Source organism: Homoserinibacter gongjuensis (assembly GCF_030161875.1).
Lineage (GTDB): Bacteria > Actinomycetota > Actinomycetes > Actinomycetales > Microbacteriaceae > Homoserinibacter > Homoserinibacter gongjuensis.
The window spans coordinates 1,112,531-1,131,706 of sequence record NZ_BSVA01000001.1 but is presented as its reverse complement, the minus strand read 5'-3'; the positions used below and the strand labels follow the sequence as shown (position 1 = coordinate 1,131,706).

Annotated in this window: 20 protein-coding genes and 3 pseudogenes; 6 read left to right on the top strand and 17 right to left on the bottom strand. The window is 72.3% G+C overall.

Going from position 1 to position 19,176, the window contains the following annotated elements; genetic code table 11:
• The first annotated feature begins 40 nt into the window (after positions 1 to 40).
• The 4 genes from QQK29_RS06180 (at position 41) to QQK29_RS06170 (ending at position 2,984) form a co-directional block, all read left to right on the top strand.
• Positions 41 to 1,411, top strand: coding sequence for a serine hydrolase domain-containing protein (locus QQK29_RS06180; protein ID WP_284298690.1), 1,371 nt, complete (start codon positions 41 to 43; stop codon positions 1,409 to 1,411).
• 184 nt (positions 1,412 to 1,595) lie between these two features.
• A complete protein-coding gene (locus tag QQK29_RS06175; protein WP_284298688.1) occupies positions 1,596 to 2,573 on the top strand; it encodes an MDR family oxidoreductase in 978 nt (325 codons plus the stop codon).
• A 4-nt stretch (positions 2,574 to 2,577) separates the two neighbouring features.
• Positions 2,578 to 2,706 (top strand): DUF1304 family protein, encoded by a 129-nt coding sequence (locus tag QQK29_RS17850; protein ID WP_348533825.1) that lies wholly within the window; start codon positions 2,578 to 2,580, stop codon positions 2,704 to 2,706.
• Positions 2,703 to 2,984 (top strand): DUF1304 family protein, encoded by a 282-nt coding sequence (locus tag QQK29_RS06170; RefSeq protein WP_348533824.1) that lies wholly within the window; start codon positions 2,703 to 2,705, stop codon positions 2,982 to 2,984. The genes QQK29_RS17850 and QQK29_RS06170 overlap by 4 nt, the downstream gene beginning before the upstream one ends.
• A gap of 96 nt (positions 2,985 to 3,080) precedes the next feature.
• Here QQK29_RS06170 and QQK29_RS06165 read toward each other — a convergent pair.
• The 11 genes and pseudogenes from QQK29_RS06165 to hemE form a co-directional block, all read right to left on the bottom strand.
• Positions 3,081 to 4,402, bottom strand: a pseudogene (locus QQK29_RS06165) (glutamate-1-semialdehyde 2,1-aminomutase).
• A pseudogene (gene hemB / locus QQK29_RS06160) lies at positions 4,399 to 5,381 on the bottom strand (porphobilinogen synthase). The pseudogenes QQK29_RS06165 and hemB overlap by 4 nt, the downstream one beginning before the upstream one ends.
• Positions 5,378 to 6,151: a uroporphyrinogen-III synthase gene (locus QQK29_RS06155; RefSeq protein WP_284298686.1), complete on the bottom strand. Its 774-nt coding sequence runs from the start codon at positions 6,149 to 6,151 to the stop codon at positions 5,378 to 5,380. The pseudogene hemB and the gene QQK29_RS06155 overlap by 4 nt, the downstream one beginning before the upstream one ends.
• Positions 6,148 to 7,119, bottom strand: coding sequence for a hydroxymethylbilane synthase (gene hemC, locus QQK29_RS06150; protein ID WP_284298684.1), 972 nt, complete (start codon positions 7,117 to 7,119; stop codon positions 6,148 to 6,150). Before hemC ends, QQK29_RS06155 begins: the two co-directional genes overlap by 4 nt.
• Positions 7,062 to 8,237 (bottom strand): ferrochelatase, encoded by a 1,176-nt coding sequence (locus QQK29_RS06145; RefSeq protein ID WP_284298682.1) that lies wholly within the window; start codon positions 8,235 to 8,237, stop codon positions 7,062 to 7,064. Before QQK29_RS06145 ends, hemC begins: the two co-directional genes overlap by 58 nt.
• Positions 8,234 to 8,920, bottom strand: coding sequence for a hydrogen peroxide-dependent heme synthase (gene hemQ / locus QQK29_RS06140; RefSeq protein WP_284298680.1), 687 nt, complete (start codon positions 8,918 to 8,920; stop codon positions 8,234 to 8,236). The genes QQK29_RS06145 and hemQ overlap by 4 nt, the downstream gene beginning before the upstream one ends.
• Positions 8,921 to 8,963: 43 nt before the next feature.
• Positions 8,964 to 9,200, bottom strand: coding sequence for a DUF3618 domain-containing protein (locus tag QQK29_RS06135; protein ID WP_284298678.1), 237 nt, complete (start codon positions 9,198 to 9,200; stop codon positions 8,964 to 8,966).
• Positions 9,193 to 9,618 (bottom strand): phage holin family protein, encoded by a 426-nt coding sequence (locus QQK29_RS06130; RefSeq protein ID WP_284298676.1) that lies wholly within the window; start codon positions 9,616 to 9,618, stop codon positions 9,193 to 9,195. Before QQK29_RS06130 ends, QQK29_RS06135 begins: the two co-directional genes overlap by 8 nt.
• A 10-nt stretch (positions 9,619 to 9,628) precedes the next feature.
• On the bottom strand, positions 9,629 to 9,979 hold the full coding sequence (locus QQK29_RS06125; RefSeq protein WP_284298674.1) for a YtxH domain-containing protein: 351 nt from the start codon (positions 9,977 to 9,979) through the stop codon (positions 9,629 to 9,631).
• Between the two features lie 98 nt (positions 9,980 to 10,077).
• Entirely contained in the window at positions 10,078 to 11,307 is a 1,230-nt protein-coding gene (locus QQK29_RS06120; protein WP_284298672.1) for a protoporphyrinogen/coproporphyrinogen oxidase, read from the bottom strand.
• Positions 11,294 to 12,348 (bottom strand): annotated as a pseudogene (gene hemE, locus QQK29_RS06115) (uroporphyrinogen decarboxylase). Before hemE ends, QQK29_RS06120 begins: the two are co-directional and overlap by 14 nt.
• A 63-nt stretch (positions 12,349 to 12,411) precedes the next feature.
• Here hemE and QQK29_RS06110 point away from each other — a divergent pair.
• Positions 12,412 to 12,726, top strand: coding sequence for a hypothetical protein (locus QQK29_RS06110; RefSeq protein WP_284298670.1), 315 nt, complete (start codon positions 12,412 to 12,414; stop codon positions 12,724 to 12,726).
• Entirely contained in the window at positions 12,705 to 13,655 is a 951-nt protein-coding gene (locus QQK29_RS06105) for a glutamyl-tRNA reductase (RefSeq protein WP_284298668.1), read from the top strand. Before QQK29_RS06110 ends, QQK29_RS06105 begins: the two co-directional genes overlap by 22 nt.
• A 106-nt stretch (positions 13,656 to 13,761) precedes the next feature.
• Here QQK29_RS06105 and QQK29_RS06100 read toward each other — a convergent pair whose 3' ends face one another.
• The 6 genes from QQK29_RS06100 to QQK29_RS06075 form a co-directional block, all read right to left on the bottom strand.
• Positions 13,762 to 14,055, bottom strand: coding sequence for an LPXTG cell wall anchor domain-containing protein (locus QQK29_RS06100; RefSeq protein ID WP_284298665.1), 294 nt, complete (start codon positions 14,053 to 14,055; stop codon positions 13,762 to 13,764).
• Complete coding sequence (locus tag QQK29_RS06095; RefSeq protein ID WP_284298663.1) at positions 13,986 to 14,564, bottom strand: cell wall protein; 579 nt, start codon at positions 14,562 to 14,564, stop codon at positions 13,986 to 13,988. The genes QQK29_RS06100 and QQK29_RS06095 overlap by 70 nt, the downstream gene beginning before the upstream one ends.
• On the bottom strand, positions 14,525 to 15,757 hold the full coding sequence (locus QQK29_RS06090) for a hypothetical protein (protein ID WP_284298661.1): 1,233 nt from the start codon (positions 15,755 to 15,757) through the stop codon (positions 14,525 to 14,527). Before QQK29_RS06090 ends, QQK29_RS06095 begins: the two co-directional genes overlap by 40 nt.
• On the bottom strand, positions 15,705 to 15,899 hold the full coding sequence (locus tag QQK29_RS06085) for a hypothetical protein (protein WP_284298658.1): 195 nt from the start codon (positions 15,897 to 15,899) through the stop codon (positions 15,705 to 15,707). The genes QQK29_RS06090 and QQK29_RS06085 overlap by 53 nt, the downstream gene beginning before the upstream one ends.
• Positions 15,900 to 16,247: 348 nt before the next feature.
• Entirely contained in the window at positions 16,248 to 17,141 is an 894-nt protein-coding gene (locus tag QQK29_RS06080) for a serine hydrolase (protein WP_284298656.1), read from the bottom strand.
• Between the two features lie 8 nt (positions 17,142 to 17,149).
• Entirely contained in the window at positions 17,150 to 19,144 is a 1,995-nt protein-coding gene (locus tag QQK29_RS06075; protein ID WP_284298654.1) for a M13 family metallopeptidase, read from the bottom strand.
• Positions 19,145 to 19,176 lie beyond the last annotated feature (32 nt).

Below are 19,176 nucleotides of genomic sequence, written 5' to 3'. Positions count from 1 at the left end.
CGCGTCTCGTCGCGACCGCTCGGCGGGCCAGGATGGTGGGGTGACTCCCGACATCCTCACGGAGCTGCTCGCCGTCCACCTCGCGCCGCGCCTCGGTGCGGTCTCGCCCGCACACGCCTGGGGCGTCTTCGACGACGGACGGCTGGTGCACGTGCGGGGCGGCGGGATGGCCGAGGCGGATGCCGCGCGCACCGCGTTCCGCATCGCGTCGTGCACCAAGAGCTTCACGGCGGCCGCCGCGCTGCTGCTCGCCGAGGACGGCGTGGTCGACCTCGACGAGCCGCTCGCCGACGCGCTCGACGTGCCCGTGCGCATCCTGGGCCCCGACGGCCCCGCGGCGACCCTGCGCGACGCGCTCACGATGCGCGCCGGGTTCCCGACCGACGATCCGTGGGGCGACCGGCAGGAGCCGCTGTCGGATGCCGCGTTCGCCGAGCTGCTTGCCCGCGGCGTGCGCACCGCGTGGCCTGCCCGGGCGCGTTTCGAGTACTCGAACCTCGGCTACGCGATCGTGGGCCGCATCCTCGGCGTGCGTGCGGGGATGCCGTATCGCCGCTTCGTCGAGACGCGGCTGCTCGAGCCGCTCGGCCTGACGGGAACCGGCTTCGACGCCTCCGTCGGCAACACCATGACCGGGTACCGGCCCGGGCCCGCCGGATGGGAGCCGCTGCCCTTCAGCGGTCCCGGTGCGTTCTCGCCGATCGGCGGGTTGTTCAGCACCGTGGCCGACCTCACGCGCTGGTGCGGCGTGCTCTCGGGCGCGATCGACGCGGGCGCGGTGCTGCCGGCGCACCTCGTGGAGCGGATGCGGCGTCCGGCGACCGCGATCGCGGGGGACACCGCGGGCGATGGGGCGTGGTCTGCCTACGGCCTCGGCCTCATGGTGCGCGCCGACGGGGGCGGTCGGCTCTTCGTCGGTCACAGCGGCGGCTATCCGGGTTTCACGACGCGCATGGAGTGGGAGCACGGTTCGCAGCTCGGCGCGGTCGTGTTCGAGAACGCGACGTACACGGGCCTCACCGGGCTCACGCAGGCCGTGTTCTCGGCGGCGTTCGGCGCCCCCGAGGCGATGCCCGCCGAACCGACGCCGCCTGCGTTCGCTCCGTGGCCCGAGACGGTCGCGGCCGCGGAGGCGGCGCGTGCGGCCTTCGCGAGCGGAGTGCTTCCGGATGCGGAGCTGCTCGACGACTGCGTCGCGCTCGATGCGCCCCTCGAGCGGCGGGCCGCGGCGCTCGCCGCGCTCGTCGCCGGCATCGGTGGAGTCGTGACCGTCGGCGACCTCGAGCACGAGACGCCGGCCCGCGCCCGCTGGGAACTGCATGGTGCGCACGGAACGCTGCGCTGCGGCATCCTGATGACCCCGACGGCGCGCCCCCGCATCCAGAAGCTCGACGTCGCGGTCGCCGACTGAGCTGCGCCCCCGCGGTCTGCCGAGGTGGCTGAGGAGCGCATCGCGCAGCGATCCGCGTCTCGAAGCCGACGATTCACGAGGTGCCGGTTTCGAGACGAGGCTCCGCCGCTCCTCAACCAGCGGTCTGTCGACGACCCACGAGGGGCCGGTTCAGCGCGGCGCGCGGTGTGCATAGGCTCGGGGCATGGTGCGCGCACTGCAGATGACCCGCGGCGACGACGGCGTGACGGTCGGCTTCGTGGAGGTGGCCGAGACCGAGCTGGGCGAGGGCGAGGTGCTGCTCGACGTCGCCTACTCGAGCCTCAACTACAAGGACGGCCTCGCCCTACGTGGTGACCGCGGCGTCGCCCGCATCTCGCCGCTCATTCCCGGCATCGACGTGGTGGGCACGGTGGTCGAGTCGAGCGACGAGCGCTGGCAACGCGGCGACGAGGTCGTGCTGACCGGCGCCGGGCTCGGCGAAACCCGCAATGGTGGTTACTCGACGCGCGCCCGGGTGCCCTCCGCGTCGCTCGTGCGCGTGCCCGCGACGCTCGGCATGCGCCGCGCCGCCGCGATCGGCACCGCTGGGTTCACTGCCGCGCAGGCGGTGCTCGCCCTCGAGCGCGCCGGGCTGCCCGACGGCGACATCGTCGTCACGGGCGCCACCGGGGGCGTCGGGTCGATCGCGGTCATGCTGCTCGCGGCGTCCGGATGCCAGGTCACGGCCGCCACCGGGCACCCCGACGACCGCGGCTACCTCGAACGGCTCGGCGCATCCGAACTCCTCGACCGCGGCGAGCTGCAGCAGGCGGGCAAGCCCCTGCAGGCGAGCCGCTGGGCGGGAGCCGTCGACGTGGTCGGCGGCACGACCCTCGCGACCCTGCTCGCCCAGACGCGCTACGGCGGCGCGGTCGCGAGCTGCGGACTGGTCGAGAGCGCCGAACTCGTCACGACCGTCATGCCGTTCATCCTGCGCGGCGTCTCGCTGCTCGGCATCAACTCGGTCGAGGCCCCGCTCGCCACCCGCGCGCGGGTGTGGGAGCGTCTGGCCCGCGACCTCGACACCGGGCTGCTCGACAGCCTCACGACCGAGATCGCGCTCGACGAGGTGCCCGCCTACGCAAGTCGCATCCTCAGCGGCGACACGCGGGGGCGCACCGTCGTGCGAGTGCAAGACTGAGGCGATGAACACCGCCGTTCTCGTCATCGGGTCGCTCTTCGCGGGTATCGCCGCGCTCATCCACGTCTACATCTGGCTGCTCGAGAGCGTGCTCTGGACCTCCGAGTCGACGCGCCCCGCACCTTCGGGGTGAAGAGCGCCGCCGACGCCGAGACGCTGCGCCCGATGGCCTACAACCAGGGCTTCTACAACCTGTTCCTCGCCCTCGGTGTGGTCGTGGCACTCGTGCTGCTCTGGTCGGGGTTGCAGCTCGCGGGCCTCGTGCTCGCCCTCTTCGTGTGCGTCAGCATGGTGCTCGCGGCGCTCGTGCTGCTCACCTCGAACCGCCGGATGCTGCGCGCCGCACTCGTACAGGGTGCGGCGCCGCTCGTCGCGGTGGTGTTCCTCGCGGCGGCGCTGGCGACGTTGTGAGGGGCTGATTTCGAGACGCGGCTGCGCCGCTCCTCAATCAGCGGTGGGTGCGCGGCTGCGCCGCTCCTCAATCAGCGGTGGGTACGCGACCCGGCGTCACCCCTGCACGGCCCGTGCTGCAGCCCGCGCGGCGGCCGGCAGCGCCGCACGCACGCGCTCGAGCGCCGCGTCGTCGTGCGCGGCGGTGAGGAACCACGCCTCGAACACGCTCGGGGGCGCCGCGACGCCCGCCTCGAGCAGCGCGTGGAAGAACGGCGGATACCGCCACGCCTCCTGCGTCTTCGCGTCGGCGTAGTCGCGCACCGGCCCCTCACGGAACGCGATCGAGAACAGGCTGCCGGCGCGCGGGATCACGTGGGCGACCCCTCGGCAGCGAGCGCCTCGGAGACCCAGCCGGCCACGGCATCCGCGGCACGGTCCACGTGGGCATAGACGGCGGCATCGGCGAGGCGCAGCGTCGTGAGGCCCGCGACCACGGCGAGCGGGTTCCCCGAGAGGGTGCCCGCCTGGTACACCGCGCCAAGCGGCGCCAGCTGATCGAGCAGGGCGGCACGACCGCCGAGCGCGGCGAGCGGCATGCCGCCTCCGATGACCTTGCCGAAGGTGAAGAGGTCGGGCGCCCAGCCCTCACCGGCCCCCTCGAGCCCCCACCAGCCGGCCGGTCCGACGCGGAAACCCGTGAGCACCTCGTCGAGGATGAGCAGCGCCCCCTCGGCGTGCGCGAGCTCGAGCAGCGCACGGTTGAAGCCCGGCTCGGGCGCGAGCACGCCCGCGTTCGCGCCGGCCGCCTCGGTGATGACGGCCGCGATGCGACCCGGATGCGCTGCGAACGCCGTGCGCACCGCCTCGAGGTCGTTGTAGGGCAGCACGAGGGTCTGAGCCGCGATGGGTGCGGGAACCCCGGCCGAGCCGGGCAGCCCCTGCGTGGCGACGCCGGATCCCGCCTCGGCGAGCAGCCCATCGGAGTGGCCGTGATAGTGGCCGGCGAACTTGATCACGAGATCGCGCCCGGTCGCGCCCCGCGCGAGACGGATCGCGGTCATCGTCGCCTCGGTGCCCGTCGACACGAGCCGCACCTTCTCGACGCCGCTCGCGGGCCCGAGCCGATCGCGCACGAGCTCGGCGAGCTCCGTCTCGGCGGGCGTCGAGGCGCCGAACGAGAGTCCACGCGCGGCGGCGTGCTGCACGGCGGCCACGACCTCCGGATGCGCGTGCCCCAGCAGCGCCGGACCCCACGACGCCACGAGGTCGACGTACTCGCGCCCCGCGACATCCGTGACGGTGGCCCCGCGTGCCGACACGAGGAAGCGCGGCGTGCCCCCGACGGAACCGTAGGCGCGCACGGGCGAGTTCACGCCGCCGGGCAGCGCGGCCTGCGCCCGCGCGAAGGCGGCCTCGTTCGAGACGGGCGAGTTCACGCGCGCTCCCAGCGCTTGGCGGCCTCGATCGCGAAGTAGCTCAGCACGACCTCGGCCCCCGCCCGCACGATCGAGGTGAGCGACTCGTCGACGGCGCGATCGCGGTCGATCCAACCGTTCGCGGCGGCGGCCTCGATCATCGCGTACTCCCCCGACACCTGATACGCCCACACCGGCACCGGCGAGGCGGCTGCGGCATCCGCGAGCACGTCGAGGTAGCTCATGGCGGGCTTCACCATCACGATGTCGGCGCCCTCCGCCACATCCAGCGCCACCTCGCGGGCGCCCTCGCGACGATTGGCGGGGTCGAGCTGGTACGTGCGGCGGTCACCCCGCAGCGACGACTGCACGGCCTCGCGGAACGGCCCGTAGAAGGCGGATGCGTACTTGGCCGCATAGGCGAGGGTCGGCACCCCGTGCGCCCCCGCGGCATCCAGCGCCGCACGCACCGCCGCGACCTGACCGTCCATCATCCCCGAGAGCCCGACGAGCTGCGAGCCGGCCTCGGCCTGCGCGATCGCCATCTCGCGATAGCGCACGAGCGTCGCATCGTTGTCGACCCGGCCGGCGTCGTCGAGCACGCCGCAATGGCCGTGGTCGGTGAACTCGTCGAGGCACAGGTCGGTCTGCACGACGAGGGCATCACCCACCTCGCGTGCGGCGACCCGGGTCGCGACGTTGAGGATGCCGTCGCGCTCGGTCGCCCCGGAGCCCACGGCATCCTTGCGCTCCGGAACCCCGAAGAGCATGACGCCGCCGATGCCCGCCTCCGCCGCCCGCTGCAGCTCGGCGCGGAACGAGTCGAGCGAGTGCTGCACGACACCCGGCATGGAAGCGATGGGTCGAGGCTCGTCGACCCCTCGGCCACGAACATCGGCAGCACGAGCTGCGCGGCCTCCACGCGGGTCTGCTGCGTGAGGCGACGCCAGGCTGCGCTCTGCCGGAGGCGACGGGGGCGGATCACGGGCGCGCCGTTCATCCGGCCTCCGCATACTCGATGAGGGCTTCGATGAGCGACTCGGTGCTGCGCTCCTCGGCGATGACGTGCACCGGCAGGCCGGCGGCACGCGTGTCGAAGGCGGTGCGCGGGCCGATGCACGCGACGACGGTCTCCTTCGGCAGCGGCGCGAGCTGCTCGGCCACCTGCCGGGCGACCGAGCCGGAGGTGACCAGCACGGCGCGGATGCGCCCGGACGCCACGTCGCGCGCCACATCCGGCGACACCGGCACGCCGACCGTGCGGTAGGCCGTCACGAACTCCACGTCGAAGCCGAGCTTGGTGAGCCCGGCCACGAGCGTCGGGTCGGAGAGGTCGGACTGCGGCACGAGCACGCGACCGGCGGCGGCCGGGTCGGGCCACTCCTTGACGAGCCCGCGCGCCGAGTTGTCGGAGGTCGGCACGAAGTCGACGCGGTACCCCGCGAGCTGCAACGCGGATGCCGTCGTCTCGCCCACGGCCGCGATCCGGGTGTTCTCCGGCACCTTCACGCGCTGTCCGTTGAGCACGTCGACGGTCGTGGCGCTCGTCACGACGAGCCACGAGAACTGGCCGTCCTGCAGCTCGTGCAGGGCGTTCGCGAGGGTCGTCGGGTCGTCGCTCGAGGCGAAGTTGATGAGCGGTGCGATCACGGGGATGCCGCCGTGGCCGCGCAGGGCCGCCGCGACCGAGTCGCCCCACTTGCCGCCGCGCGGCACGAGCACGCGCCAGCCCGAGAGCGGCTTGGTCGGTTTCGTGCCGGGCGCGTTCACGGGCGGCCTCCTCCGAGCGGGGCGAGGTCGGCGGCGCCGGCCGCGAGCAGCTCGTCGGCCACCCGTGCGGCGAGCTCGCCGGCGGGGTCGCGTGCGTCCTCGGGGTACAGGGCGTGGGATGCGGTCAACTGCGCCGAGCCGTCGAGCGCGTAGACCCGCGCCGAGAGGAACAGCAGTCCGTCGTCGAACAGCGCCGTCGCGCCGAGCGGGGCCGCGCATCCGGCCTCGAGCCGCGCGAGCACGCCGCGCTCGGCCTCCGCGGCGAGCCTGCTGGGCCTGTGCTCGAGCTTCGCCACGAGCTTCTCGTCGCCCGTGCGGGTCTCGACCGCGAGCGCGCCCTGGGCGGGCGCGGTCGGCCACGAGGTGAGACTCAGCACCTCGGTGGCGGCGTCGAGGCGACCGAGGCGCTCGAGGCCCGCGGCGGCGAGCACGATCGCGTCGAGTCGGCGCTCCGGGTCGTCGCTGTCGAGGCGACCGAGCCGCGTGTCGATGTTGCCGCGGATGTCGACCACCTCGAGGTCGGGGCGGCGGCTCAGCAGCTGGGCGCGGCGGCGCGGAGACCCCGTGCCGACCCGTGCGCCCTCGGGAAGGCTGTCGAGGTCGCGACCGGCCGAGGTGCAGAGGGCATCGCGCGCGTCGGCCCGCTTCGGCACGGCGGCCACGGTGAGCCCCGGCAGCGGCGTCGTCGGGAGGTCCTTGTAGGAGTGCACGACGGCGTCGACCTCACCCGCGAGCAGCGCCTCCCGCAGCGCCGCGGCGAACACGCCGGCGCCTCCCAGGTCGGCGAGCGGCGCACTCGAGCGGTCGCCCTCGCTCTCGATCGCCACGAGCTCGGCGCCGAGCCGCTTGGCCACAGCACCTGCCTGTGCCATCGCGAGAGCGCTGCCCCGCGTTCCCAGCCGCAGTGCGCTCACGGTGCCACCCCCGCGATCGCCGGCTTGAAGCCCGCACGCACGTTCTCGCAGCATCCCGGGCGACAGACGTCGAACCACGGCCCGTACTCGGTGAGCGCCGGACGCTCGGCCGTCGCGGTGCCGTGCACGCGCTCGAGCACGAGGTCGACGAGTCCCGCGACATAGGCCGGATGCGTGCCGGGCGTCGGGGTGCGCACCGCGATGAGCCCATGCTGCTCGGCGGTCTCCACGGCCTCGGTGTCGAGGTCCCAGAGCACCTCCATGTGATCCGACACGAAGCCGAGCGGAACGATCACGACCGCGGTGACCCCCTCATCCGCGAGACCCGCGATGACGTCGTTGACGTCGGGCTCGAGCCAGGGCTGGGTGGGCGGGCCTGAACGGCTCTGGTACACGAGCTGCCACGGCACGGCGGAGCCGAGCTCGCGCATGACGGCCTCGCCGACCGCGAGGTGCTGCGCCGCGTAGGCGCCGCCCGGGCCGTAGTCGACCCGACGGTCGCCGGAACGCAGCGCGTCATCCGTGGGAATGGAATGCGTCGCGAAGAGCACGCGGATGCCGCCCTCCGCGATGCCGCGCTCGGCCAGCCCCGCGAGCGCCTCGCGCAGCCCCTCGACGAACGGCGTCACGAAGCCGGGGTGGTCGAAGAACTGCCGCACCTTGTCGATGCGCAGCTCGCCCGTGAGCCCGGTCTGCTCGAGCGCCATGGCGAAGTCCTCGCGGTACTGCCGGCAGCTCGAGAAGCTCGAGTAGGCGCTCGTGGCGAGGCCGAGCAGGGTGCGGAAGCCGCGCGCGTGGGCCTCCTCGAGTGCCTCGGCGAGGTAGGGCTGCCAGTTGCGGTTGCCCCAGATGACGGGCAGGTCGATGCCGCGCGAGGCGAGCTCGGCCTCGAGGGCGGCCTTGAGGTCGCGGTTCTGCTGGTTGATGGGGCTCACGCCGCCGAAGTGACGGTAGTGGTGCGCCACCTCCTCGAGCCGCTCGTCGGGGATGCCGCGACCGCGCGTCACGTTGCGCAGGAACGGGATGACGTCGTCTTGCCCCTCGGGGCCGCCGAAGCCCGCGAGCACGATGGCGTCGTAGGCCACGGGCTGCTCGACATGCTCCGGCCCCTGCTGCGCCGCAGGGGTGGCGGCGAGCACCGCCGGCGCGCCGACTCCGTTGGTGATCGTCATCCGAGCACCTCGGCCACCTCGTCGACGCCGATGCGGCGACCGGTGAAGAACGGTACCTCTTCACGGATGTGCAGGCGGGCCTCGGTCTTGCGCAGGTGCCGCATGAGATCGACCGTGTCGACCACATCATCCGCCTCGAGCGCGAGCACCCACTCGTAGTCGCCGAGCGCGAAGTTCGCGACCGTGTTCGCCTGCACGCTCGGATGCTGCGCACCCTTGCGTCCGTGGTCGGAGAGCATCGCGCTGCGCTGCTCGTCGGGCAGCAGATACCAGTCGTAGCTGCGCACGAAGGGGTAGATCGTGAGCCAGCCCTTGGGCGGGAGGCCGCGCAGGAACGCGGGCACGTGACCGCGGGAGAACTCCGCAGGCCGGTGCGTGCCGAGCACGTTCCAGGTCGGCAGCAGGGCCGCGATCGCCGGAACGCGGCGCAGCACGCGCAGGGCCGCCTGCAGCGCCTCGGCCGTGTCGCCCGTCAGCCACACCACGAGGTCGGCATCCGCGCGCAGTCCCGAGGCGTCGTAGAGGCCGCGCACGGTCACGCCGCTCGCCTCGACCGCGGCGACGGCATCCGCCAATCCGACTGTGTCGACCGGTCCGCGCGACGCGGGGTCCCGACGCCACACCGCCCACAGGGTGAAGCCGGTGGGCTCGTTATCGGGTGAGACGGAGGGCGAGGACGTCACCCGTCTATCCTACCCCCATCACCCGCAGGGAGCTAATCGAGGGTCAGTCGTCGCCGCCGAAGATCGCCCACGCCACGAGGCCGACCGCGACGATCGCGACGGCCGCACCGCCCACGATCCACGGCACGGGGTTCTTCTTGTAGGCGACCTTCGCCTTCTCGACGAGCTCGCCCGTGCGCTTGGGCACGTTGAACTTGTCCTCGAGCTCGTCGAGGGTGTCGGCCAGCTGGTGGCGGGCCTGGGTCGCAGCGGCCTTGGCGGCCGAGGTGGCGTCACTCATCGGTACCTCGTCTCCCCTCGCCCTTGATGGCGAAGATGTCCTTCTGGATGGATGCGATGGATTCAGTGGGCACGGGCGGGATGCCTCGCATGAGGATGCGATAGCCGACGAGTCCGAGGATCACCGCGACGAGCAGCAGCACGCCCGCCACGATGAGCGCGGCAGCCCACGCCGGCAACACGGCGCTGAGCCCGATGATCGCGAGCGTCAACAGCACGCCGATGAAGAAGAGGAAGACGATCACGGCGCCGAGCAGGAGCCCTGCTCCGGTGCCGATCGCCTTGAGCTTCTCGACGAGTTCGGTCTTGACGAGTTCGATCTCGCGGTGCACGAGCGTCTGAACCTGCTCGGGCAGGCTCGCGAGCAACTCGAACAGCGAGCGCTTGCGCGGCTTCGGTTCTGCTGCGGGGTCGGTCATCGCGCGCCGCTCAGGAGCTGGAACCCGACGACTTCTTCGAGCCGCTCGCGGGCTTCTTGGCGGTCGACCGCGAGCCCGAGGAACTCGAACTCGACGAACTGCGGCGCGTGCTCGTCTTGGTGCTGTCGCGGCCCGACACCTGCGCGGCCACCTTCTTGGCGCCGTCGGCGACGAACTCCACGACCTCGGGCGCCTTGTCCTTCACGAAGTCCTGCACGGTGTCGACCTGGCGCTGCACGACAGGCGCGTTCCAGAACTGGGATGCCGTCGCCTTGATCTGCTCGTAGCGCTCGCGTCCCGCGCGTGTGCCGAGCACGTATCCCACGCCGAGTCCGGCGAGGAAGAGGATCTTGCCTTTCATGGTGCTCCGTTCTCCGCGACCCGCTGGCGCGGTGGGGTGACCTGGGCTCCGATCCAGACTAACCCTCGCCCCCTCGACCGAGGAGGGGATTGCGTCGATCACCGAACGGGCGTATGGGACGACGGCGGCGAGACCGGTGCCGGATTCAGCCTCCCCACCCGACGCATTCCGTCAATGGCATGTGCGGGGTCGCTGCGGCGTCCGGTGCGCTCCCAGCGCACGGTCGCGGTGTCGACCGGATGCGGCAGCGGGGTCGCGAGCAGCGCCTCCGCATCGCGGCGCGCGAGTTCGGGCGTGACCTCGACACCGTCGTCGTACGAGAGCCGCACGAGCTGCAGCGGGGTCGCCTCGGCGAGCCATCGCCACTTCGCGGAGAGATGGGTGAGGGCGCGCGCCGCCACCCCGGGAACGCCCTGCGCGACGAGCACGCCCGAGCCGCGCGGCGCATCCGCGAGTTCGGGCGCATCGAGAGCGAGAGTCACGACCGTCACCCGGGTGCGCGGCGCATCGACCCCGAGCGGTGCCGCCATGACGACCTCGCCCCGAAGCCGCTCGCCCGTGCTCGTGGTCACGCCGTCGCCGTCGGCGGCGACCACCTCGACGCCGGTGCGCACCTCGACGCCGAAGCGGTCGAGATCGTGCACGAGCGCGTCGACGAGACGGAACAGTCCGCCCCGCAGCGAGGCGACGAGAGAGCCGGCCGGGGCCTTCGCCCGCCGGGCCCGCACGGCCGCGGCGAGGCTGCCCGCGCTCAGCATGAGAGCACGCAGCCCGGGTGCGACCTGCTCCACCTGCACCTCGGCGGGCGAGGTCGAATGCACACCCCGCACGACGGGGGCGACGAGGCCGTCGAGCACTCCGCGCCCCATCCGGCGCAGCACGAGCTGCTCGACGGTCTCCGCACGCGCCGCGACGAGACCCGGCAGCAGATTGTCGAGCTGGGCGCGCAGGGCGGCCCGCATGCCGATCGCCTCGATCACGTCGCGCGCGAGGGGCACCCCGGGGATGCCGAGCAGGCTCGTGGCCGGAAGCGGCACGGCGCTGCCGTCGGCGCGATGCAGCCAGGCCGGCGCCTCGACGGGCGTCACGATGTCGTCGTGCAGCCCCAGGGCGCGCAGCAGGCGCGGGATGTCGTCACCCCGTTGCGCGTACGCCTCGGCCCCGGCGTCGAGCTGGATGCCGGCAACGGCATGCGACGTCAATTGGCCGCCGAGTCGGTCCGAGCTCTCCAGGAGCACGACCTCGCGGCCCGCGAGCACGAGTTCGCGCGCCGCGACGAGGCCGGCGACCCCGCCGCCCACGACGATCACGCGGTCAGGAGCGGGCATGCACGAACTCCACCACGCGGGTGAGCACCTCGGGGTCGGTCTCGGGCGGCACCCCGTGTCCGAGATTGACGATGTGCGCGGGGGCCGCGAGGCCGCGGTCGAGCACGTCCTCGACGTGCGCCTGCAGCACCGGCCAGGGCGCCACGAGCAGGGCCGGATCGATGTTGCCCTGGAGCGGCACGCCGCCGCCCAGCCGCGCGCTCGCCTCGTCGAGGGGGATCCGCCAGTCGACGCCCACGGCATCCACCCCGAGCCCCGGCAGCAGGTCGAGCACCTCACCGCTGCCCACGCCGAAGTGCAGCTTGGGCACCTCGAGGCCGCGAAGGGCGTCGAGGGCGCGCTTCGAATGCGGCGCCACCCGTCGCTGGTAGTCGCGGCGCGACAGCGAGCCGATCCACGAGTCGAACAGCTGTGCGGCGCTCGCCCCCGCCTCCACCTGCGCGCGCAGGAAGGCGCCCGTCACGTCGGCGCACCAGTTGAGCAGCGCCGCCCAGGCGTGCGGGTCGCTGTACATGAGCGAGCGGGCCCGCAGCTGATCCTTCGAGGGCCCGCCCTCCACGAGGTAGGAGGCGAGAGTGAACGGCGCGCCTCCGAAGGCGATGAGCGGTGTGCTGCCGAGTTCGGCCACGGTCAGGCGCACCGCCTCGGAGATCGGCGCGAGCGCATCCGGATCGATCGGTCGCAGTCGCAGCACGTCGGACGCCGTGCGGATGGGCTCGTCGAGCACGGGACCGCGGCCCGGCACGATCCGCACGTCGACGCCCGCGAGCAGCACCGGCACGACGATGTCGCTGAACAGGATCGCGGCGTCCACCCCGTGTCGGCGCACGGGCTGCAGCGTGATCTCGGCCGCGAGCGCGGGGTGAGGCAGGCCTCGAGCATGTCGGTGCCCTCGCGGGCGGCGCGGTACTCCGGCAGTGAGCGGCCCGCCTGACGCATGAACCACACGGGTGTGCGCTCGGTGCGCTCGCCGCGCACGGCCCGCACGAAGTCGGATGCCGCGGTGCGGCCGTCGGTGAGGGGATGCGAGGCGGGAAGCACCCGTCCATCCTCGCATCGCGATCCTCGGGGGACACTCGGAAGCCGCTCGTTACGATGGAGCACGTGCTGTTCTGTCTGACGGCGAACCACGGCAACGCCGACTTCGAGCTCCTCGACCGGATCTCGCACACCTCAGCGCCCGCGGCATCCCGTCGGCTCGCCGCCCTCGAGTTCGTGCGCGGCGCTGTCGTGCTCGCGACGTGCAACCGCTTCGAGGTGTACCTCGACCTCGACGACCCGCTCGCGGCCCCGGATGCGGTGGCCACCGAGGCGGTCGTCGCGGCCCTCGCCGAGCACTCCCCGCCGACGCCGAACTGCTGCGCGCGAGCGCCGATGCACACCTGGGCGAGAGCGCCGTGCGGCACCTGTTCGCCGTGACGGCGGGCCTCGAGTCGATGGTCGTGGGCGAGGAGGAGATCGCGGGCCAGGTGCAGCGCGCGGCGCAGGATGCCCGCGCAGCCGGCACGGTCAGCGCGCCGCTGGATCGGCTGTTCCAGCAGGCGGCGCGCACCTCGCGCACCGTGCGCGGCGTGGCCGATCAGAGCCGCGCCGATCGCAGCGTCGCGCGGCTCGCCCTCGACCTCGCCTCGGCGCGCATCCCCGACTGGTCGCAGGCCCGCGTGCTGATCGTCGGCACGGGCCGCTACGCGGCGACGACGATCGCCTCGCTGCAGGCCCGCGGCGCACGCGCGTTGCGGACGTACTCCGCGACCGGCCGGGCCGCGATGTTCGCGGCCAAGTACGGCGTGCGGGCCGAGAACGAGCTCGGTGCCGCCCTCGCCGACGCCGATGTCGTCATCACCTGCACCTCGCGCTACACGATCGCGCCCTCCGACATCCCCGCGGGTCACCGCCTGCTCGTGATCGACCTGGGCCTGCCCCGCAACGTCGACCCCCAGGTAGGTGAGCTGCCCGACGTCGAGCTCATCGACCTCGAGCTGCTCGCGCTGCACGCACCGGTTCCCGAGCTCGCGGGTCCCGCGCACGCCCTCGTCGGGGATGCCGCGGCCGGCTTCGCCGCGGATGCTGCGGCGGCGCCCGCGATCGTCGCACTGCGGCGGCACGTGGATGCGCTGCTCGAGTCCGAGATCGCCCGGGCCCGCGCCCGCGGCGACGACGGCGCTGTCGAATCGGCGCTCCGTCACTTCGCCGGCGTGCTCGTGCACGGTCCGTCCGAGCGGGCGCGCGAGCTCGCCACGCAGGGGCGGCTCGAGGAGTTCGCGGCGGGCCTCGGGGCCGTCTACGGCGTCGAGGTCGAGCGCCCGGAGGCGGGCACCGCGACCGCGGACGACGCGGCGAGCGCCTGAGCCGCATCCGCAGCACCGCGGGGCGCGGCTCCGCATCCGCGGCACGCAGCCCCGCGCCACGTGGACCGGGTCCCGTCCGCCCCTGCAGCGGACGGGACCCGGGTTCTCACGCGCCCGGGCGTACCCGGCGGATCACGACGATCGACGCACCAGCGGCGATCAGCAGGCCGGCGATGACGGCGAGGTAACCGGACTCGACCCCCGTGAGGGCAAGGGTCGTCAGTTCACCGCACACGCCGGTGCCTGTCACGTTCAACTGCCACGCCGTGGGCCCGTCGAGGCCGTCGGCGGCGTTCTTCGTCGTCACCGTGACCCGATAGCTGCCCGGGTTCAGGTAGACCGTCGCACTCGTCGCCGGCACGCCGTCGATGAAGTAGTTGACGTCGTCGAAGAACGACACTCCTCGACGAGGCCGAGCGTCAGCACGCCGCGCCCGTCGACCGTGCACTGCGTCGACAGCTGTGCGTTGGTGGGGAAGAGCCCGAGGGTCGGCGGGTCCTGCGGCGGGCGGGTCATGCACGACGGGTCGCCCGGCGGGTAGGTCACGGTGACCCCGAGCTCGGGATTGACGCTGATCACGGCGGTGAGTCCGTCGGCGCGGGTCCAGGCGAAGTTGCCGGTGGTCTCCTGCCAGCTGCCGCCGGTGAACTCCCAGCCGGGCCAGCCCGTGGGGTTGCCGTCACCGTCGACGCTCGCACCCGGCCAGAGGCGGCTACCCGTGAGGGTCTCACCGTCGTGGATCGTGCCGAGCGCGGGGTCGAAGACGTAGGTGTTCGTTCCGTCGGTCAGGCTGAGCACGGCCTCGTCACCCGTCGACTGGTGGTCGGGGTCGACGAGGGTGACCGAGTAGCCGAGAATCGGCACGTCGTTCACGCACTGTGCGGTGATCGAGCCGACCAGCTGCGGCACCGCGCATCCGGTCGCCGCGGGGAAGCTGAACGTCCAGCTGCGTGACCACTCGTGCGTCGTCGGGTTCTGCGTTCCCCCGGCAGCACGAAGGTCTCGTCGGCGATCGCCGTGATCGTCACGGTGCTTCCCGTCGTGGCGGTGTAGTCGCCCGCCGGCACAGGCGTGCCGTCGCGGAGCCAGCGCACGTGGTCGACGGTCGGCAGCGAGTAGCCGCCCTGCGCGGTGCAGCTCGCCGGCGCACTGGTGGGCGCGACGGACAGCTCGTTGCAGCCGAGCTTGGTCTGCATGTAGGTGGGCGTCGGACCGCTGAATCCCATCTCGTGCAGGAAGTGCTCGTTGAAGGGGTTGTCGGGACCGTACAGGTACGGCGTGGGCGTCAGGGTCGCATCGTCGCCGCGGAAGGAGGCGTAGATGTCGCCCTGACCGCACGTGACGGCGGCGGAGTACGGGTAGCTGCCCGGCGTGGAGATCTTGCCGAGTTGCTGCACCTGATCGAGCTTCTGGATCCAGGTGCTGCTGCCGAGGTACTTCCAGCTCGTCGCCGTCACCCAGAACGGCGTGCACAGCTCACCGGTCGAACCGGCGGGGTCGGGCACGGTGATGACGCCGCTGTTGGTCGTCGCGTCGTAGGTGTAGCTGACCGACGAGGTGGGGATGCAGCTCGGGTAGGACGGCGGCGGACACGCGGGCACCGTCACGAGCTCGGAGAGCTCCTGGTGCTGGGCGTCGTAGAGCGGCGGCCAGCCGATGTTGTCGTCGGGCGGCGTGATCGTCGACGGGAAGGTGAAGCTTCCGGTGAACGACACCTTGTCCTGTTGCACGCCCCAGCCCGCGCCGCAGACATCCGCAGGCAGCAGCGAGGGGGAGATGGAGGTGTACCAGGTATTGGCGTCTTCGCTCGGGTTGTCGACGCGCGAGATCAGGAGCCGCTGGGGGCCGGAGTTCTCCCAGGCCGCGGGCGCGCCCGCGTCGACCTTCTTGTACACGTAGAGCGCGACGCCGAAGAGGCGGGGGTTGGTGGGGTAACTGCTCGAGGCGGCGCTCTGCGAGAACGTCCTGCTTTGAGCGGGAGCGGGGCCCTGCGGGGCTGGGCCCGGCGGGGGCGCGAGGCTCGGCGCGAGGTCGGCGGGTGGCGCAGGGTCAGGAGTCGGCGCGGAGTCGGCGGCCGGATCGGCTGCCGGCTCGCTCGGCACGAGCTGCGTCGGAGTATCCGAGGGCGAGGTGCTGGTCGGGGGAGGCTTGTTCGTCTGCGACCGCGGAAGCCGGGGCGATGACGAGGGAGAGGCCGAGAGCGAGTACGAAGGCGACAAGCGTCGCCGAGATCTTCTTGAGCACGGTGATGTCCTTGCAGGGAGGACCCGCACGTATGGCGGCGCACGGGCGCGCACCTCCCTCTCGGGCGCGTCGGGACAGCCCGACGACAGGCGGGCCGGAAAGGCGTGCGCCGGAGGCAGGGCGGCCTCGAGTGGGATGCGCCCGAGACGGGGGTAAGCGATGTGGGGGTTATCGGGGGGATGTTTCAGGTGTTGCACGCACCGGGCAGGTGGGATTCCGCGGGTACGGACCGACCGGGGCAAGGCTCAACTTAGAGCCCCCGGACGGGGGCGCAAGCCCCTCCGCGCGAACTGTGGACAACGGGGGTAGAACACCCGCCCGGGAGGACCTGAAAGCGGCCCCGACCGCTCAGTGCACGTACTCGAGCAGGTCGAACCCCGTCACCCGCAGCGCCTCGAGCACCCGCAGGCGCGCGGCGATCGAACGGTCGCTGAACTGCACCGACACGGCGTAGGCGATGCCACGCCGCGGCCCGCGCAGGATGCCGGCCTCCGACCGCACCCCGACATCCGTGCCCGTCTTGTTGACGAGCTGCAGCCCGTGGTCGACCCCGCGGTGCGAGAGCGGATCGACGCCGAACGCGCTCGCGACCATCGACAGATCGGTATTGAGCGACAGCCACCCGAGCACCCGCGACGAGGTCAGCGCGTCGACCACCTGGCCGCGGGCGAGTGCAGCGAACAGCCACGAGAGCTCCGCCGTCGACCCCACCGAGAGCTGCGGCGCGTCGTCCGGTCCGCGAGTGTCGCGCACGAGATCGAGCAGGGCCGTGCGCAGCAGCCCGAGGTCTTCCGTGCGGGCCCGCACGGCGTCCAGTCCGACCTCGCGCAGCAGCACATTCGTGGCGAGATTGTCGCTCGTCGCGCCCACGAGGGTGGCGACATCCGCGAGCGGAAGCGACCGCGCCTGCAGGTGCCGCCAGAGCCCCGAGTCGCCCACCGCATCCTTCGACGTCTTGGCGAGTACCTCGATGGCCGGCACGGCCTGCTCCGAGAGGCGCGCCGACACCTCGATGAGCAGCAGGATCTTTCCCACGGATGCCGTGGGCAGCACGATGCGGTCGTCGATCGACACGATGCGCTCGTCGGAGTCGAGGTCGATCGCCGACGCCGACACCTGTGCCCCGCTGTACGCGAGCTCGCCGAGGGCTTGGAAGGTGCCCGAGAAGCTCGGTTCCGCGCGCTCGGAACGGTGGCGCGGCGCACGTGCCTCCTGCACACGCGCGCGCCGACCGGTGAGCACGGGGGCATCTACCAAATGGTGACCCTGTCGTCGGGAGCGAGCCAGAGCGCGTCGGCGGGCGTGAGCCCGAACGCCTCGGAGAACACGTCCAGGTTACGGACGATCTGGTTGCAGCGGAACTCATTCGGCGAATGCGGGTCGATCGACAGCAGTCGCAGCGCCTCCTCGTCGCGCACCTTGATCTGCCACGCCTGCGCCCAGCTGAGGAAGAAGCGCTCGGCACCGGTGAGGCCGTCGACCACGGGCGGCTCCTGGCCGGCGAGCGAGAGCAGGTAGGCCTTCCAGGCGATCCCCAGGCCGCCGAGATCCCCGATGTTCTCGCCGATCGTGAGTGCACCGTTGACGTGGTGGCCGGGCAGCTGCGCCGGCTCGAGGGCGTCGTACTGCGCGATGAGCTTCGAGGTGCGCTCCTCGAACGCAGCGCGATCCGCCTCGGTCCACCAGTCGGTGAGCCGGCCGTCGCCGTCGAACCGCGAACCCTGGTCGTCGAAGCCGTGGCCGATCTCGTGGCCGATCACGGCGCCGATCGCGCCGTAGTTGGCGGCGGCATCCCGGTTCTCGTCGAAGAACGGGTACTGCAGGATCGCCGCGGGGAACACGATCTCGTTGAAGCCGGGGTTGTAGTACGCGTTGATGGTCTGCGGCGTCATGAACCACTCGTCGCGGTCGATCGGCTTGCCGATCTTGCCGAGCTCGCGCGCGAACTCGAACGCCGCGGTGGCGCGCACGTTCGCGACGAGGTCGGATGCGTCGACCGTGAGCGCCGAGTAGTCGCGCCACTTCGCGGGGTAGCCGATCTTGGGCGTGAACTTGCCGAGCTTCTCGAGGGCGCGCTCGCGCGTCTCGTCGGTCATCCACTCGAGGGTCTCGATGGAGTCGCGGTAGGCGTCGATGAGGTGGCCGACGAGCTCGTCCATCGCGGTCTTGGCGCCGGGGCTGAAGTGCCGCTCGACGTAGACCTTGCCGACGGCCTCACCCATCGCGCCCTCGACGAGGCTCACACCGCGCTTCCACCGCGCGCGCAGCTCCGGGGTGCCCTGCAGGGTGGTGCCGTAGAAGTCGAAGTTGGTCTGCACGACCTCCTCGTGCAGGTAGGGCGCCACCGAGCGGATGAGCTGGAAGCGCAGCCAGTCGCGCCATGCGGTGAGGCGCTCCTCGACGAGCAGCTCCGAGAGGCCCTCGATGAAGCTCGGCTCGCGCACGACCACCGTGTCGAAGGCACCCTCGGGAGCACCGAGCGCGTCGAGCCAGGCGTCGAGCGGCACGTCCTTCGCGAGCGAGGCCGCATCCGTCCACGACATGGGGTTGTAGGTGGCCTGGCTGTCGCGCGTGCGCACGTTGTCCCAGTGGTGGGAGGCGATGGCGGTCTCGAGGTCGAGCACCCGGGCAGCGCGCTTGGGGCACTTGTCGAACCCGGCGAGCGTCAGCATCCGCTCGAGGTAGGCGAGGTAGGCCGCACGGATGTCGGCGAACTTCTCCTCGCGGTAGTACGACTCGTCCGGCAGACCGAGGCCGGCCTGCTCGAGGAACACGAGGTAGCGCTCGGGGTCGCCGGGGTCGTTGTCGACGAAGGCGGCGAAGAACCCGCCGACGCCGGTGCGCTCGAAGGCGCCGAGGGCACGCAGGAAGCCCGGGATGTCATCGATCGTCGCGACCTCGGCGAGCTCGGCGCGGATGGGCTCCCAGGCGAGCGCCTCGATGCGCTCGGTGTCCATGAAGCTCGCGTAGAGGTCGCCGATCTTGCGTTCCTCGGTGCCGGGGTCGGCGCCCTGGGCCTCCTCGATGATCTCGCGCACGGCGAGCTCGGCGGCCTCGGCAAGCAGATAGAACGAGCCGTAGCGCGCCTTGTCGGCGGGGACCTCGGTGCGCGCGATCCACGTGCCGTTGACGTGCCGGAAGAGGTCGTCCTGTGGACGGATGGCGGGGTCGAGCTCGTCGAGGGCGATCCCGGATGCGTTGTGCGGGTTCGCGTCGACGGCGGCGGCGGGAGCCTCGTCGGTCATGAACTCACCCTATGCCGCGCGGCTGACTCCTC

Coding starts and splice junctions, on each gene's coding strand:
- QQK29_RS06175 (WP_284298688.1), top strand. CDS start 1,596: ATGGTGCGCGCACTGCAGATGACCCGCGGCGACGACGGCGTGACGGTC.
- QQK29_RS17850 (WP_348533825.1), top strand. CDS start 2,578: ATGAACACCGCCGTTCTCGTCATCGGGTCGCTCTTCGCGGGTATCGCC.
- hemC (WP_284298684.1), bottom strand. CDS start 7,119: ATGCTGCGAGAACGTGCGTGCGGGCTTCAAGCCGGCGATCGCGGGGGT.
- QQK29_RS06145 (WP_284298682.1), bottom strand. CDS start 8,237: ATGACGATCACCAACGGAGTCGGCGCGCCGGCGGTGCTCGCCGCCACC.
- QQK29_RS06135 (WP_284298678.1), bottom strand. CDS start 9,200: ATGAGTGACGCCACCTCGGCCGCCAAGGCCGCTGCGACCCAGGCCCGC.
- QQK29_RS06130 (WP_284298676.1), bottom strand. CDS start 9,618: ATGACCGACCCCGCAGCAGAACCGAAGCCGCGCAAGCGCTCGCTGTTC.
- QQK29_RS06125 (WP_284298674.1), bottom strand. CDS start 9,979: ATGAAAGGCAAGATCCTCTTCCTCGCCGGACTCGGCGTGGGATACGTG.
- QQK29_RS06120 (WP_284298672.1), bottom strand. CDS start 11,307: ATGCCCGCTCCTGACCGCGTGATCGTCGTGGGCGGCGGGGTCGCCGGC.
- QQK29_RS06075 (WP_284298654.1), bottom strand. CDS start 19,144: ATGACCGACGAGGCTCCCGCCGCCGCCGTCGACGCGAACCCGCACAAC.